Genomic DNA, 15,484 nt, shown 5'->3' with positions numbered 1-15,484 from the left:
AGAGCACGGATGCGGAGATCGCCAGGTTCACCCGTCCCGATCAGCGGGCATCTGCTTCGCCCGGCTGGGCGCGACGCGCGGTGGTTCGTTGGGCTGCTTGGGATACACCGGCGGCCACGGCGCGTCCATCAAGCCGTGCGAGAGGTCGTGCCGCGACATCTCCAGCAACGGTTCCAGCGACTGCGGAACCGAGTCACGCCAAGGATCTCCCGCTTCCGCCACTCGCGCGGGCACGGTCGCGATCGTCAGCTCGGCCGGGTCCACACTGTCCAATTCGGACCAGAACAGCGGGGTGGAGACCTGGGCGCCCACTCGGGGGCGCACGCACCAGGCGCCGAACACTGTCTTATGTGGAGCATTCTGGTTGAAGTCGATGAAGACCCGGGAGCCGCGTTCCTCTTTCCACCACTGCGCGGTGATCAGGTCGGGGTACTTGCGCTCCAAGGCACGAGCCAGCGCGACCGCCGCCGCGCGGACTTCGTAGCTGTCCCAACGAGGTTCCAGCCCGACGTAGATGTGCAGACCGCGCGAGCCCGAGGTCTTCACCTTCGCCTCGATGCCGTGCTCACGCAGGAAATCCCGGGTCAGCACGGCGACCGAGCGGATCTCCTCGAAGCCGACGCCCGGCGACGGATCGAGGTCGACGCGGAGTTCGTCGGCGATCTCGGGCTGGTCCGCGTGGATCGGCCAGACGTGGAAGCCGATGCACCCGAGGTTCACCGCCCACAGGATGTGCGCGAGATCCGCCGCGACCAAGGCGTCGCTGGTGGTGCCGTTCGGGGTGGACACCACGGTCGTGGTCAGCCACTCCGGCGCCGACTTCGGCACGCGCTTCTGGAACCAGGACTTGCCGCTCGCGCCGTCCGGGTAGCGCTCGAGCATGAGCGGACGCCCGCGCAGCGTCGCGAGCAGTGGCTCGGCGACGGCTTGGTAGTAGCGGACGAGGTCGAGCTTCGTCTCCTCGCGCTCGGTGAAGTACACCTTGGCAGGGCTGGAGATCTTCACCTCGGTGCCGTCCACATCGAGCATCAGGAACTCACTCATCGTGCCTCCGAGAACAGCGTCGCCAGCTCGGCGGGCGCGACCTCTTCGAGCTGGGCGTAGGTGCACGACTCCGGCGTGCGGTCGGTGCGGAACCGCACCAGCCTGCCGCCGTGGCGCAACCGGCTGCCCTGCAGGTGCTCGTACCGGATCTCCGCCACCAGCTCGGTCCGCAGCGGCTCCCAGGTCAGATCCTTGGTCGGCGCCCACCGGCTTTGCGCGCCCGGCAGCCGCGTGTCCTGGACCTCCGCCCACGACCGCCACGGGTGGCCTTCCAGCGCGTTTTCGCGCAGGGGGGCCAGCTCGGTGACCAGCTCTTTGCGCCGCGCGGCCGTGAAACTGCTCGCCACGCCCACGTGGTGCAGCACGCCCTCGTCGTCGAACAGGCCGAGCAGCAGCGAGCCGACGCCGGCGCCGTCCTTGTGCCAGCGGAAGCCCGCGACCACGCAATCGGCCGTGCGCACGTGCTTGACCTTCAACATCGTGCGCTTGTCCTGCTCGTAGGGCAGCTCGGACTGCTTGGCCATCACGCCGTCGAACCCGGCGCCCTCGAACCGGGTGAACCAGTCCTGCGCCACGTCGGGGTCGGCGGTGATCGGGGTGAGGTGGACGCGCTCCACCGACGCGTCGAGCAGGCCTTCGAGCAGCTTGCGGCGCTCGGCGAACGGCTCATCGGTGAGGTCGCGGTCGCCGAGCGCGAGCAGGTCGAACGCGACGAAGCTGGCGGGTGTCTCCTCCGCCAGCTTCTTGACGCGCGACGCCGCCGGATGCAGCCGCAGCTGCAACGTCTCGAAGTCCAGGCCCTCGCCGGTGACGAGCACGATCTCGCCGTCGACCACGCAGCGCGGCGGCAACGCGGCCTTCAGCAGCTCGGCGACCTCGGGAAAGTACCTGGTCAGCGGCCTGTCATTGCGGGACCCGAGTTCGATGTCGTCGCCGTCGCGGAACACGACGCAGCGGAACCCGTCCCATTTCGGCTCGTAGACCAGCCCCGGCGCACGCGGAACCTCGTGCACGGCTTTGGCGAGCATCGGCTTGACCGGCGGCATCAGTGGCAGATCCACGCCGCCGATCGTAGATCCGATCAGGCGTATTTGCTGGTACAGATCGCGGACCCGGACGCGAACCCGTCGCGGAAGGCCTCCACCCGGGCGAAGCCGGATCCGACGCTCTTGCCGTCCAGGTCACCCGCGATCAGGCTGTTCGCCTTGAGCATCTCGGCGACGGCCTCGTCCAGGTCACCGGGGGAGAGCTTCAGCGGCGTCTCCTGGTCGCCGCGCATGGTGCTGGCCCAGGTGCCGGTCAGGCACGCGGTGCGCAGGCCCGCGACCGGGCCGTCGAGCGAGCCACCTGAGGCCTTCTGCGCCGCCAGCGCGTACCGCGACGCGATTTCGGCGAACGCGGCGAAGTCGCCGATGCCGCCCTTGTTGCCGCGCCGGGGCGGGGTGCCGATCTTGGTCAGCTCGGCCGGGTTGAGCGTGACCACGTTGGTGGCCGGGCAGTAGGCGGCGGGCGTGGTGAGCTTGGCGTCCGCGCAGCTGGCCGTGCGCTGGGTGAACGACGGCGGCTGCGTGCCGGGGAACGCGATCCGCAGCGAGTCCTCGAGGTTCTTCAGCGCGTTCGGGTCGGTGACCCGGAGATTTCCCTTGCCCAGTCCCGAATCCCGCTCGTCCGGGCTGAACGCCTGCTGGCTGATCCGCTGCCGGACCTCGGCGACGTCGATCTTCGCGCAGCGCTTCGGATCCTCGCCGAAGCCGAACTGGAACGCCGAGACCCGGTCGAACGCGTCGCCGTGCGCGCCGTCGGCCGCGGCGCTGGTGCCCGCGTTGTCCCTGATGAAGAACAAGGTGGACATGATCTGGTTCAGCCCGGGGCCGGTCGAGAGCTGGAAATGCGGCGCGTTGCCCTCCGCGACCCAGCGGAAGAAGTTGCCCGCGTAGCAGTCGGCCTGCTGCTCCTTGACGATCGAGGGCGCGTCGCCCGCCCCGAGCCGGAACTGGATCGCGTGGCCGAGTTCGTGCGCGAGCACCGCGACCACCGACATCGGGCCGAACGACTCGTCGAGGCTCGGCAGCAGCTCGCCGCGATCCCAGGCGACCGTGTCGTCGTTCGCGCAGTAGAACGCGTTGACCAGCCCGGCGGTCGAGCTGCCGCAGAGGTTGAGCCCGCGTGCGCCGGAGTCGTAGGAGACGAGCCGGGTGATCGGCTTGAACTGCCTGCCGAAGTGCTCGGGCAGCTGCTCTTTCCAGTACTGCTGCACATCCGCGACGGCGTTCGCGGCCAGCTTGTCGATGGCGCCGCCGTCGCCGTTGAGCACGCTGAGCCCGGCGTCGGCCACCCCGGTCTTCGGCCCGCTCGGGCCGTCGGTGATGGCCAGCCCGGCCACCTTGGTCGGATCCTGCCGGTCGGCGGTGCTCGACCCCGGAACGGCCTGTGCGCAGCCCCCGAGCACGGCGACCAGTGCGGCCGCGCACGCGGCCCGTGTCAACGCCTTCATGCCTGGCTACACGGACCGCGCGCGAAACCGGTTCAACGCGTCAGGACGGCATGGCCGACATGTCCATGTACGCGACCTCCCAGTGGTGGCCGTCGAGGTCGAGGAAGCTGCGGCCGTACATGAAGCCGTGGTCCTGCGGCTCCTGCGCGGGCTGGCCGCCAGCCGCCAATGCGTTGTCCACCAGCGTGTCCACCTCTTCGCGGCTGTCCGCGCTCAGGCAGATGATCGCCGAGGTGGTCTTCGAGGTGTCACCGATCTCCTTGGTCGAGAACTCGGCGAACTTGGTCTTGTCGAGCACCATCACGAAGATGTTCTCGCTGACCACGAGGCTGGAGCCGGACTCGTTCGAGAACTGCGGGTTGGTCTCGAAGCCGAGCTTGTTGAAGAACGCGGTCGACTTGGCGACGTCGTCCACCGGCAGGTTGACGAAGATCATCTTGGCCATGGCAAGCCTCACTCTCGGTGCGGTGATTGTATCCCCAGGAAACCTATGTGTCCGCCGGACACATCGTGTACGGTAGACACATCAAGGTGCCTGCGGCAAGTCCCAAAATGTGAACGGAGAGCGGATGGCCGAGAGCGTTTCCGAGGAGAGTGCCGAGCGCCTGTGGGGCCTTCGCGACCGTCCCGTCCCCAAGACCAGGCCGACACTGAACCTCGAACGCGTGGCCGCCGCCGCCATCGACCTCGCCGACTCCGAAGGCATGCCCGCGGTCTCGATGCAGCAGGTCGCGGCCCGGCTCGACGTCACCAAGATGGCGCTCTACCGCCACGTCGCGAACAAGGCGGAACTCGTGGCGGTCATGATCGAGACGGCCGTCGGCGAGCCACCGGACCTGACCGCGATCCCGCACTGGCGCGAGCGGCTGGTGACGTGGGCCGAAGGCATGCGCGAGGCCTGGCAGCGCCACCCGTGGATCCCGGTCGCCACGGTCGGCGACCGGATGGAGGGCCCGCGCGAGATCGGCTGGACCGAGTCCGCGGTCGCCGCGCTGGAGGACACCGGCCTCGACGGCGCCGAGCGGATGGACGCGGTCTTCCTGCTCAGCGGCCACATCCGCAACACCCAGTCCACCGGGACCGCCGGAACCCAGCCGTGGACCCGCGGCCGCGAGCTCGACCCGGTGATCACCGACCTGCTCGCCCGCCACGGCTACGCCTTCCCCGCGCTCGCCGCCGCCACCGCCTCGGCCAACGGCGCCCCGCTCGACAACGGCTGGCGCTTCGGCCTCGACCGCATCCTCGACGGCCTAGCCGTCCTCATCGACTCCCGCGCGGCGCCCCGCGGATGACACAAGGGCGGCCCTTGTCACGCTGAGCGTTACAAGGGCCACCCTTGTTCCCTTCCGGCACCCTGGACGGCCCAGCGATGTGAGACGTGACCACGCGAAACCCGAGTTTGGGCCATCCAGTGGCCCAAACTCGGGTTTCGCAAAGATCGACTTCCTCGGTCCGGGCTCGCGGGGGCTTCTGGACGGAATGAGCGCCTCTTTCGCAACCTTGGGCGTTGTGAGCGCCCCTTTCGCAACGTTCGCCCACCCCCGGGGAGCCCAGTCACGAGTCCTTGAACTCGGCGCGGACGCCGAGCAAGCGGACGGGGCGGTCGAGGTCGAACTTGGCCAGGACGGTCAGCGCCGCCGCTTCGAGGTCGGCCGCGGACGCGATCGGCCCAGGCAGCGTCATGCTCCGCGTCTGCGTGAAGAACGGCTTGAACCGGACCTTCACCGCGACCCGCGCGACGGGCCTGTCTTCGGCGACGACGTCCTCGAAGACCCGCTGGGCCAAGACCTTGATCTGGGCCGTGATGTCCTCGGACTCGGTCAGGTCCTGCTGAAAGGTCGTCTCGCGGCTACGGGACCGCGGGACGTACGGGGTCGCCGTGACCTCCGTGTCGCCGAAACCGTGCGCGAGCACGCGAAACCACGGGCCCATCGTCGGGCCGAAGCGCTCGGCGAGCATCGCCGGGTCGGCGGCGGCGAGTTCGTCGACCGTGTGCATGCCCAGTGCGGCGAGCTTCTTGGTGGTCTTGGCGCCGATGCCCCACAACGCGTCGGTGGGCCGTGAGCCCATCACCTCGGCCCAGTTCTCCTTGGTGAGCCGGTAGATCCCGGCCGGTTTCGCGAAGCCGGTGGCTAGTTTCGCGCGCAGCTTGTTGTCGCCGATGCCGATCGAGGAGGCCAGACCGGTCGAGTCGGTCACCGCTTGGCGGAGTTCTTGGGCGAGCGCTTCGGGATCGTCGGTGTGCGCGCCGAGGAAGGCCTCGTCCCAGCCCATCACCTCGACCACGATCGGGAACTCGCGCAGGGTGTCCATCACGCGCGCGGAGACTTCGAGGTACGCGGGCGCGTCCGAGGGCAGGAAGATCGCCTCAGGGCAGCGTTTCTTGGCCAGTCGCAACGGCATGCCCGAGTGGATGCCGAACTCGCGGGCCTCGTACGACGCCGTCGCGACGACGGCGCGCTGGGTCGGGTCGCCGGTGCCGCCGACGACCACGGGCAGCCCGCGCAGCTCGGGATGCCTGGCGACCTCGACGGCGGCGATGAACTGGTCGAGGTCGAAGTGCAGGATCCAGTCCTTCACGGATCCAGTGTGCGTGACCTGCGCCGATCAGGCGACCGGGCGCACGTAGACCCACTGGCCGTCCACTCGCGAGAACGCGCTGTTCTCGTGCATCGAGTCCTTGACGCCGTCCGCGATGTAGTGCGCGCGGAACTCGACCGTGCCCTCGGTGTGGAACGGGCCGCCGCCGGTGGTGCCGAGGATCTCCAGGCGGGTCCAGCGCTGCCCGGGGTCGAGCTCGAGCGGCGACGGCGGTTTCAGCCAGGTCTTGCGGAGATAGGCGGTGTCGCCCACCGCGAACGCGCTGAAGCGGGAACGCATCAGCTGCTCGGCGGTGGACGCGGTCGCCCGGCCGTCGTGCAGACGGCCGCAGCATTCGTCGTAAGGCAGGCCGTAGCCACAAGGACAGCGCACAAACGAAGAACTTACTTAGTCGATCAGCTTCACCGTCACGGTGGGGCTGTACGTCTTCTGACGGCCGCCGAAGCCGTGTTCGGCGCCGATGCTGAGCTGAATGGCCCTGTCGGCGGGCGCCCAATAGCCGGTACGGACGAAATAGGCGTCCATTGTGCAAAGGCGTTCGCAGGATTTCTTGGCGCAGATGGTTTCCCAGCCCCATTGCCTGCCGGTGTGCTCGACCCCGTTGCGGCGGACGAAGAGCTTCGGGTTGCCGAGCTCCTTGGAATAGGTCGTGCCCTCGGCAACATAGAGGACGCCATCGATCTTGTAGGCGCGGTCGTTGTTGAGGAGGCTGACCTGACCGGAGATCTCGAAGCTCACTCTGCCACCGCGGCTGCCCGGCAGTGTCCAATGCAGACTGAACTCCCGGACCGGAACTTCCACGGACTGTGTCACGGCGACTCATCCTCCCATTCGTTTTACGCAGGAGTGGTCGCCTGATGGTAAGGAGTTTCCCCGGGTTTCCCCTATATGAAAAGGATTTCTTCACTCGAAGGATGGTCTGCGGCATTTATCGCCATAGTTGCATGTGACGTACTAGTGACGAGAATGGACCGTTTCGAAGCGCATCCGGGTGACCCAGGCGGTGATGTGCGCACGCGTCGGCAAGTCGAGTTTGGTCCTGATGTGCTCGAGATGGCTTACGACCGTACGGGGCGAGATCGCGAGCCGCAGCGCGATCTGCTTGTTGGTCAGTCCTTGCGCGACAAGATCCGCGACCTGATGCTCCCGCGGGGTCAGTACCTGCTCAGAGTCCCACGCGGGCACCGTCGGCAGCGTGTCGTGCAACGCGTAGTCGATGGCCTGCTCGGCCGTGAGCGCGGCGCCTTCCGCTTGTGCGCGCATCACCTTCGCCTCGGGAAGCTGGCCGCGCGCGGCAGCCATTTCCTCGGCCATCAGGCGCGCGGACCACGGTTCGGTGACCGCGCTGATGGCGAGTTTGGTCGCCTTCGCCGCGGCGAAAAGCCGCAATGCCCGTTCGGGTTGACCGGAACGCGCTGCGACGGCGGCCAGTCCTTCTAGTGCTTCCGGGGGACTATCGGCGTCGAGCATCGTCGCGGTCAGTGAGCGGGTGAACTGCCGCGCCGCCTCTTCGAGCTGATCGCGCATCAACGCGATGGTGCCCGCGGTGTGCGTGACGGCCGCGAGCGTCCCTTCTTCCGGGTTGCTGTCCAGCAACGCGAGCACCTCGTCCACTGTGGACTGAGCGTCGGCGTAGCGGTGGCGCAGCACCAGATCCCAGGCCACCAGCGCGAGGGTGCTGGCGAGCATCGCGGGCCGGTCGAGTGAGCGCAGCAGCTCGACCGCGCGCACGTCGACCTCGAGCGCCGAGGCCGCGTTCTCGAGTCCGCGGTAGGCCGAGCTGAGTGCCATCAGCGCGCGGACCACCAGCGTCGGCTGGTCGAGCCGGGAGCTCAGCGTCAGGCTTTCCTTGGCGTGCAACTCGGCTTCGACGTAGTCACCCCGGATCTCGAGCCCGCGCGCGAGCTCGATCAGCCCGCGCGCGCGGATCGGGGAATCCTCGGGCAGGGAAGGCAGGATGCGCTCGATGAGCTGCCGGGTCTGCCGGAAGTCGCCCTGCCGCCGCCACCACGAAGCCAGCGCGAGCGAGAGCAACGGGAACCGGGCGTCCTTCAACTCCTCGGCGACCGTCACGGCGTAGTGCAGCAGATGCTGTTCTTCGTAGATCTGCGAAGGGTTCTCGTCGGCGTCGAACAGCCAGTCCTCGGACAGCGCCGCGAGCCAGGCCAGCAGCCGTTCGTGCGCGCCGGCGAGTTCGTGCTCTTCGGCCAGCCGTTCCCTGCCGAACTTGCGCAGCGACTCCAGCAGCACGAACCGGGTCGCCGTGCCGGGTCTGGCCACCAGCAGCGATTTGGCGGCGAGATCGGTGAGCACCGGCCACAGCTCGTCCGGCCCGGTGCCGAGGTCGGCGCAGACCGCGGTGGCGGCATGCATGTCGAACGCGCCGGGCAGGATCGCGACCCGGCGGAAGACCTCCTGACCGAGCGGGCAGAGCAGGTCGTAGCTCCACTCGATCGCCGCGCGCAGGCTCTGGTGCCGCTCCGGCGCGGTGCGCGCGCCGCCGGCGAGCAGGTCGAGCCGCTGGTCGGCCTGCTCCAGCAGCGACGCGGGCGGGAGCACGCCGATCTGGCGCGCGGCCAGTTCCACGGCCAGCGGCAGCCCGTCCAGCCTGCGGCAGAGTTCCGCGACCACGGGGACCAGCTCGTCGGTCAGCTCCCAGGTCGGCACCGCCGAGCGGGCCCGGTCGACGAAGAGCCGGACGGCGTCCACCCCGCGCGGGTCCGAGGCCGACGGCGCGGCGGCGACCAGGGGTTCGATGCTGACGATGACCTCGCCGAGCGTGCGCAGCGCTTCGCGGCTGGTGGCGAGCACGTGCAGCTGGGGATGGCTGTCCGAGAGCTGTTCGAGCAGCTCGGCGCAGTCGTCGACGAGGTGCTCGCAACTGTCGAGGACGAGCAGCGCGTTGCCCCGGTCCTCGTTGATGGGCTTCCAGCCGTTGCGGCCGTCGCGGATGGCGGAGTTGACCGCCTCGGTGACCTGCGAGCCGTCGGCGAGCGGGGCCAGGTCGACCCACCAGACGCCACCGCCGTAGCCGCGGCCCGCGGTCGCGCGCAGGAACTCGCCCGCCAGCCGGGACTTGCCGACGCCGGCGCAGCCGACCAGCGTGACCATCCGGTTCTTGGCCAGCACCCCGCGCAGCTCGGTGAGTTCGCGTTCCCGGCCGATGAACCGGTCGCGCGGCGGCGGGCAGACGTAGCGCTTCTGCGCGGCGGCGCCGGGCTGGCGGACGGCGGGCTTGGGCGGGTCGGTGGTGCTATTGCCGACTGCTATCACCCCGCGGCCGGACCGGAACTGCCCGTGCAGGGTCATCGCGGGCATGCCGACGCCCTTCGCGAGTTCCCGCCAGGTGACACCCTGCCCGCGCGCGCCCGCCACCGCCGCACGCAGCGCGGAAGCGCTTACCCGCTGCACCTCCGCCAAAGCGGCCGCTTGGTCGATACCCGGTTCGAGGCGCAGGGACGCGGCGATCAGCTGCTCCAGCCTGCGGAGGTGGTCCGCCAGAGCGGGCTGGTCACTCCCCTCGGGGGACGCATCGCCGGTCACGTCTACAAAGCGTAACTGATTGGACTCAATTCGTGTACTAGGCTCGTACACGATCGATCAGATGCCCCCTGTTCATTACGTACAGAGCGCGTCTATCAGGCGTTTACCGGTACACAGGAGGATGACGGCAGGATACTGCCCGATTTTCCGATGCGCACCCCCCGGCTCCGGCCGGAGGATCAAGATCCGTTGAAAAGGGAATTTCAAGGGGGTTTGGTGTTCGACCTGGCGGACTGCTGCCAGCAGTGTGGTGCCGCGCTGCCCGTCCGAGCGGAACAGGACCCCGGGCGGCGAGCCCGCTACTGCTCCAACGCGTGCCGTCAGCGTGCCTACCGGCAGCGGACCCGCAGCGAACCCGGCGAGGAACACGCGCTCGTCCCGCGCGCCTTCGCCGCCGAGCTGACCGCCCCCGCCGACAGCTTCCTCGGGCGGGACGCCGACCTCGCCGAGGTCGCGCGCTCGCTGAAGCGCACCAGGCTGCTGACGCTGACCGGCCCCGAGGGCATCGGCAAGACCCGGTTCGCGATCGAGCTGGCCACCCGCACCCGCGGCGTGCGCCCCGACGGCATGCTGCTGGTCGAGCTGGCCGCGGTGACCGGCGGCGAGCTGGTCCCGCAGACGGTCGCCGGCCTGCTGGGCATCCCCGAGCAGCCGGGTGAGCCGGTGGCCGCCGCGATCGCGAGGGTGGTCGGCTCGCGCCGGGTGCTGATCGTGCTCGACCAGGCCGAGCACGTCGCCGCCGACTGCGCCCACCTGGTGGAACTGCTGCTCGGCCGCTGTCCCGGCCTGCGCGTGCTGGTCACCAGCCGCGCGCCGCTGGGCGTGCCGGGCGAGATGATCTTCGCGGTCGGCCCGCTGGCGGCCGCCGCGTCCGCGCGCCTGTTCGCCGAGCGCGCGGGCACCCTCGACGAAGACGGCTCCGCGACCGTCGAGACGATCTGCGAGCGGCTGTCCGGGATCCCGCTCGCCATCGAGCTGGCCGCCCGGCTCGCCGACACGCTGCCGATCGGCGCGATCGCGACGAGGTTCACCTCGGCGGGCCGGTACGGGCTGGCCGCCGCGCTCACCGTCACCCACGATCTGCTGGGCGCGCAGGAGAAACGCGTGTTCCGCAGGCTCTCGCTGCTCGAAGCTGGCTTCGATTCGGACATGGCCAAGGCCGTGTGCACCGACGCCGGCATCTCCGGCAAGGACGTCGAGGGACTGGTGCGCTCGCTCGCGGTGCGCTCGCTGGTGATCGCCACCGCCGTGCCCGGCGGGCCGACGCGGTATCACCAGCTGGAAGCGATCCGGCGGTTCGGCGAGGAGCGGCTGCACGAGGCCGCCGAGTCCGGCCCGTGGCGGGCACGGGGCATCGACTGGGCGGTCGCGCTGTGCCGCCCGCTCGTCGACGCGGTGTTCACCCCGAGCGCGCCGCCGGGGCTGATAGAACGGCTTTCCGACGAGAGCAAGAATCTGCGCAAGGCGGTCGAAGCCGCCTGTGAGCGCGGCGACGACCGCGAATTGCTGCTCGCGACGGCGCTGACCGTGTGCTGGCGGCGCCAGGGCTACATGTCCGAGGGCCGGAAGCTGCTCACGACGGTGCTCGCGCGGACGCCGTGCTCACCGGCCGACCGCAGCCTCGCGCTCGTGCATCTGGCCTGGCTCGAGGTGATGGACGGCAACAAGATCGTCGCGCGCCAGCTCGCCGAGCGCGCGTTCGCGTTCGCGCGGACGGCCGACAGCCCGCTCGCGGTCGCCCGCGCGCTGAGCGTGCTCGCCGGTATCCGGGTGTCGCTCGGTGATTACGGTCCCGCCTGTGTCTGTTATCAGGAATGCCTCGACATTCTTCGCGAGATCAAAGAAATACCCAGCCCGCTCGACATAGCGTTCTGCCGTCACAACTACGCGTGGGCGGCTCTGCAGAACGGTGACAACGAGCGAGCGCACGAACTCGTTTCCGCGGCGTTGCCGGTGCTGCGCGCGAACGGCGCCAAGCTGACCGCGATCCTGCACACGGCGGGCGTGGTCGCGTTGGCTCGTAAAGAACTCGACCGGGCCGAGGCGTTGTTCACCGAGGGTTTGCTGTTGCAGCCCGGTGATTTCCGCGGGCCCGCGTACCTCATCGACGGGCTCGCCGTGGTCGCCGCCCGCAAGGGGCAGGCGGAGCGCGCGCTGCGGCTGATAGGTGCGTCGGCACGCATGCGTAATACGGTGCAAGGCGAGGAAAGCCCACGCTGGCGCGAACAACTCGAAGCGGCCGAGACCTCCGCGCGGCGCCTGCTCGCGCCGTCCGCCGCCGAAGCAGCGCTGGCGGCGGGCAGGCGGCTGCGCCGTGAGCAGATCATCGACTATGCGCGTGGGCGCGGACACGCGGTGTTGTCCGGCAGGTAAAAGCTCGCCGGCGACTTGACGTAGTGCGGTGAGCGTGGATGGCGGCTTCCCTTGTCCGGTTTCAGGATGGGAAGCCGATTCATCTCTCGCGCCGGAGGAGTGCCACGGCAATGGAAAAAGCTGATGTAGCGGCTTATCTGGACCGGATCGGAACGCGAAGGCCGTTCGAGATCGACTTCGACGCGCTACGTCACCTGCAAGAACGTCATCTGGAGTCGATTCCGTTCGAGACCTTCGGCTTCCAGTTCAAGGAACCGATCGTGCTCGGGGATGCCGTGCTGGACAAGGTGGTCCGCGGCAGGGGAGGCGCGGGAGCCGAGCTGAATTCCTTGTTCGCGTCACTGTTGCGTGAACTGGGGTTCAAGGTCTCGCTGCTCGGCGCGCGGGTCGTCGGCCCCGACGGCCGCCTTGGCCCGCTGAACGGGCATCTTGTGCTCAGAGTCGATCACCACGAACCTTGGCTCGTGGACGTCGGATACTGGTTCGCCGCAAGGAAACCGCTCAGGCTCGACCTGCGGCACACGCAAAGCGACTTCGAGGGCGAGTTCCAGGTGGTCGACGCGCCGGACGGCGACGTTGACGTGCTGCGGGACGGGAATCCCTTGTACCGCGTGGAAGTCCGTGAGCGTTCACTCACCGATTTCGAGGCGCCGCTGTGGTGGCTGCGCACCGCGCCGGACTCTCCTTTGGACAGTGCTTTGTGGGCGTCCATCGCCACCCCGGAGGGCCGGATCAAACTGAAGGGCCGGGTGCTGACCCGGTTCGAGAACGGCAAGCGGACGATCGAAGTGCTGGAGGACGACGAGTTCCTCGACGAGGTGCGCAAGTCGTTCGGGATCGAATTGGACCGGTTGCCAGACCTGCCGGGCCAAGACCCGGTGTGACCTGAAAAAGGAAGGAGGTTTACCCACCGGCGCTGCCGGTTCGCCTTTTCCTCCACCCGATGAAAACGACAAAGACGGGATGTTGGCCGATGTGCTACTGGCTGAACTCACCGAACGAATCACCGCTCTTCTGGCCGGAATGGCCCGACCCGCCTGGCGCGAGCCTGGCCGACTGGATCAGGGCGATGACGCGCTGATCGCCTGCCCATCCGCCCGAACGCCACTTCTGCGACGCCCGACGTTGCGCAAGTGGCGTTCATGTCGTCCGGGGCAGGCCTGGACGTACCTGACGGACCTGACGGACCGGGCTCGCCCGGCCTGGTCACCGGCGCCACGCTCTGCGAGCATCCAAGACCGGGGATGTGCTCGCAGAGGGAACGGGAGTGCCGGCCATGGGCGGCAAGGTCGAGATCTGCATCGTCGGCGCCGGTCCGCGCGGACTGTCCACTTTGGAACGGCTGCTCGCCAACGAGCGCGCGTCGCCGTCGTGTGAGGCGCTGGTCATCCACGTCGTCGACCCGTCGGAACCCGGGGCGGGGACGATCTGGCGCGCCGACCAGTCACGGCACCTGCTGATGAACACCGTCGCGTCGCAGATCACCATCTACACCGACGAGAGCACCCAGATCGACGGGCCGATCGAGCCCGGCCCGAGCCTGTACGAGTGGACCAAGACGTTCTCCGACTCGACCGAGCTCGACGACGCCACGCTCGCCGAAGCTCGCGACCTCGGCCCCGACACCTACCCGACCCGCGCGTTCTATGGCCGCTACCTGCACAGCAGCTTCCAGAACGTGGTCGTCCGCGCGCCGGATCACGTGAAGGTCGTCGTCCACCAGTCCCGCGTGATCGCGATGGCCGACACACTCGGCGTGTTCGGTGGCCCGCAAGGCGTCCGGCTCGACAACGGTGTGCGGCTCAACCAGCTCGACGCGATCGTGCTCGCGGTCGGCCACGTGCCCGCGCACCTTTCGCCGCGTGAGGAGCGCACCGCGCAGCTCGCGCGGATCCACTACCTGACCTACATCACCCCGGCCAACCCCGCCGACCTGGACCTCGGGCAGATCGAGGCGGGACAGCCGGTGCTGCTGCGCGGGCTCGGCCTGAACTTCTTCGACCACATGGCCTTGTTCACCTCGGGCCGTGGCGGCTACTTCGCGCGGGAGGACGGCAGGCTGGTCTATCGCCCGTCCGGCAACGAGCCCAAGCTCTACGCCAGCTCGCGGCGCGGCGTGCCGTACCACGCGCGCGGCGAGAACGAGAAGGGCGCGACCGGGCGCTACCACCCGCGGCTGCTGACGCCGGAGTACATCGCGCAGCTGCGCCGCCGCGCGGAAGAGGGCGTGCGCGTGCAGTTCACCTCCGAGCTGTGGCCGGTCATCGCGAAGGAGGTCGAGAGCGTCTACTACGGCACGCTCCTCGAATCCTGGGGCCGCGGCGACGAGAAGGACGCGATCATCGGCAAGTACCTCGCGCTGCCGTCGGACGAGGATCCCGGCTGGCTGCTCGACTCCTACGGCATCACCCCGGCGCATCGCTGGGACTGGGAGAAGCTCACGAACCCTTACGGTGACCGCGAATTCGCCGACCGCGAGCACTTCACCGCGTGGCTGCTCGAATACCTGCACGACGACGTGCGCGCGGCACGGGCGGGCAACGTCAGCGGTCCGCTCAAGGCGGCGCTGGACGTGCTGCGCGACCTGCGCAACGACATCCGGCTCGCGGTCGATCACGGTGGCCTGGAAGGGAATTCGCACCGCGACGACCTCGAAGGCTGGTACACCCCGCTCAACGCGTTCCTCTCGGTCGGCCCGCCGGTCTCGCGCATCGAGGAGATGATCGCGCTGATCGAGGCCGGGGTGCTGGTGATCACCGGCCCCGGCACGGTCATCCGGCTCGACACGAAACACCGGGTGTTCATCGCCGAATCCGAGCTGGTGCCCGGCCAGCCGATCCGCGCGACCGTGCTCATCGAGGCGCGGCTGCCGGAGCCGGACCTGCGCCGCACGGCCGATCCGCTGCTGCGCCAGCTGCTGGCCACCGAGCAGATCAGCCCCTACCGCATCGAAAGCGACGACGGCACGTTCCACGAGACCGGCGGGCTCGCCGTGACCGACCGGCCCTATCACGTGATCGACGGGCACGGCCGCGTCCACCCGCGCCGGTTCGCGTACGGGGTGCCGACCGAATCCGTGCACTGGGTGACCGCCACCGGCATCCGGCCTGGCGTCGATTCGGTGACCTTGCGCGACTCCGACGCGATCGCGCGTGCGGTGCTCGCACTGACGCCGGTCGCGCACGTGCCGTCCGAGCAGCGCCGCATCGCCGAGGAGGCTCAGCTCGCGGGAGTGATCGTGTGAGGGCCAGGAAACACCGAAGCCGCGCCGGAGTATCCGGCGCGGCCTCTTCTAGGGGAATGGCGACATCGTTGTCATACAAGGAATTCGGGGCTTACCGAAGAGCTGTTCCGGTCAACGGAACGGGCGTCCCCCGCGGCAGCGGGGCTCCACGCCGGCCGGTGAGCGGCCGTCCTGGAGCCCCGAAA

12 protein-coding genes are annotated in these 15,484 nt (G+C 69.0%); 4 read left to right on the top strand and 8 right to left on the bottom strand.

The features are described 5' to 3' along the window. Positions 1–27 precede the first annotated feature (27 nt). The 4 genes from ligD to BLV57_RS31755 are packed head-to-tail and all read right to left on the bottom strand — an operon-like array spanning position 28 to position 3,983. Positions 28–1,044, bottom strand: coding sequence for a non-homologous end-joining DNA ligase (gene ligD, locus BLV57_RS31770; RefSeq protein ID WP_091295211.1), 1,017 nt, complete (start codon positions 1,042–1,044; stop codon positions 28–30). Further along, complete coding sequence (locus BLV57_RS31765) at positions 1,041–2,105, bottom strand: ATP-dependent DNA ligase (RefSeq protein ID WP_176968895.1); 1,065 nt, start codon at positions 2,103–2,105, stop codon at positions 1,041–1,043. The genes ligD and BLV57_RS31765 overlap by 4 nt, the downstream gene beginning before the upstream one ends. Before the next feature lie 20 nt (positions 2,106–2,125). Then, on the bottom strand, positions 2,126–3,538 hold the full coding sequence (locus BLV57_RS31760; RefSeq protein ID WP_091295208.1) for a neutral zinc metallopeptidase: 1,413 nt from the start codon (positions 3,536–3,538) through the stop codon (positions 2,126–2,128). Positions 3,539–3,578: 40 nt separating this feature from the next. Continuing rightward, a complete protein-coding gene (locus tag BLV57_RS31755; protein ID WP_091295206.1) occupies positions 3,579–3,983 on the bottom strand; it encodes a VOC family protein in 405 nt (134 codons plus the stop codon). Between the two features lie 124 nt (positions 3,984–4,107). Between BLV57_RS31755 and BLV57_RS31750 the strand changes: the two genes are divergently transcribed. After that, on the top strand, positions 4,108–4,830 hold the full coding sequence (locus BLV57_RS31750; protein WP_091295203.1) for a TetR/AcrR family transcriptional regulator: 723 nt from the start codon (positions 4,108–4,110) through the stop codon (positions 4,828–4,830). 262 nt (positions 4,831–5,092) lie between these two features. Here the strand turns inward: BLV57_RS31750 and BLV57_RS31745 are convergent, their stop codons facing one another. The 4 genes from BLV57_RS31745 to BLV57_RS31730 form a co-directional block, all read right to left on the bottom strand. Further along, complete coding sequence (locus tag BLV57_RS31745; protein WP_091295201.1) at positions 5,093–6,118, bottom strand: DNA polymerase IV; 1,026 nt, start codon at positions 6,116–6,118, stop codon at positions 5,093–5,095. A gap of 27 nt (positions 6,119–6,145) precedes the next feature. Next, positions 6,146–6,511, bottom strand: coding sequence for a YchJ family protein (locus BLV57_RS31740; protein ID WP_091295198.1), 366 nt, complete (start codon positions 6,509–6,511; stop codon positions 6,146–6,148). A gap of 15 nt (positions 6,512–6,526) precedes the next feature. Then, a complete protein-coding gene (locus tag BLV57_RS31735) occupies positions 6,527–6,952 on the bottom strand; it encodes a hypothetical protein (protein ID WP_091295195.1) in 426 nt (141 codons plus the stop codon). Between the two features lie 141 nt (positions 6,953–7,093). Beyond that, entirely contained in the window at positions 7,094–9,682 is a 2,589-nt protein-coding gene (locus BLV57_RS31730) for an ATP-binding protein (RefSeq protein WP_091295192.1), read from the bottom strand. Positions 9,683–9,898: 216 nt separating this feature from the next. On the opposite strand from BLV57_RS31730, the gene BLV57_RS31725 reads away from it, so the two are divergent. From BLV57_RS31725 to BLV57_RS31715, 3 genes are all read left to right on the top strand, one after another. Then, a complete protein-coding gene (locus BLV57_RS31725; protein WP_143047193.1) occupies positions 9,899–12,055 on the top strand; it encodes an ATP-binding protein in 2,157 nt (718 codons plus the stop codon). Between the two features lie 110 nt (positions 12,056–12,165). Then, positions 12,166–12,939: an arylamine N-acetyltransferase family protein gene (locus BLV57_RS31720; protein ID WP_091295186.1), complete on the top strand. Its 774-nt coding sequence runs from the start codon at positions 12,166–12,168 to the stop codon at positions 12,937–12,939. A gap of 392 nt (positions 12,940–13,331) precedes the next feature. After that, positions 13,332–15,299, top strand: a complete 1,968-nt coding sequence (locus tag BLV57_RS31715) for an FAD/NAD(P)-binding protein (protein WP_091295183.1) — start codon at positions 13,332–13,334, stop codon at positions 15,297–15,299. The last annotated feature ends 185 nt before the right edge of the window (positions 15,300–15,484 follow it).

The organism is Amycolatopsis xylanica (genome assembly GCF_900107045.1).
GTDB classification, from domain to species: domain Bacteria; phylum Actinomycetota; class Actinomycetes; order Mycobacteriales; family Pseudonocardiaceae; genus Amycolatopsis; species Amycolatopsis xylanica.
The sequence above is the reverse complement of the archived record's forward strand: the minus strand, read 5'-3'. Positions and strand labels throughout refer to the sequence as shown.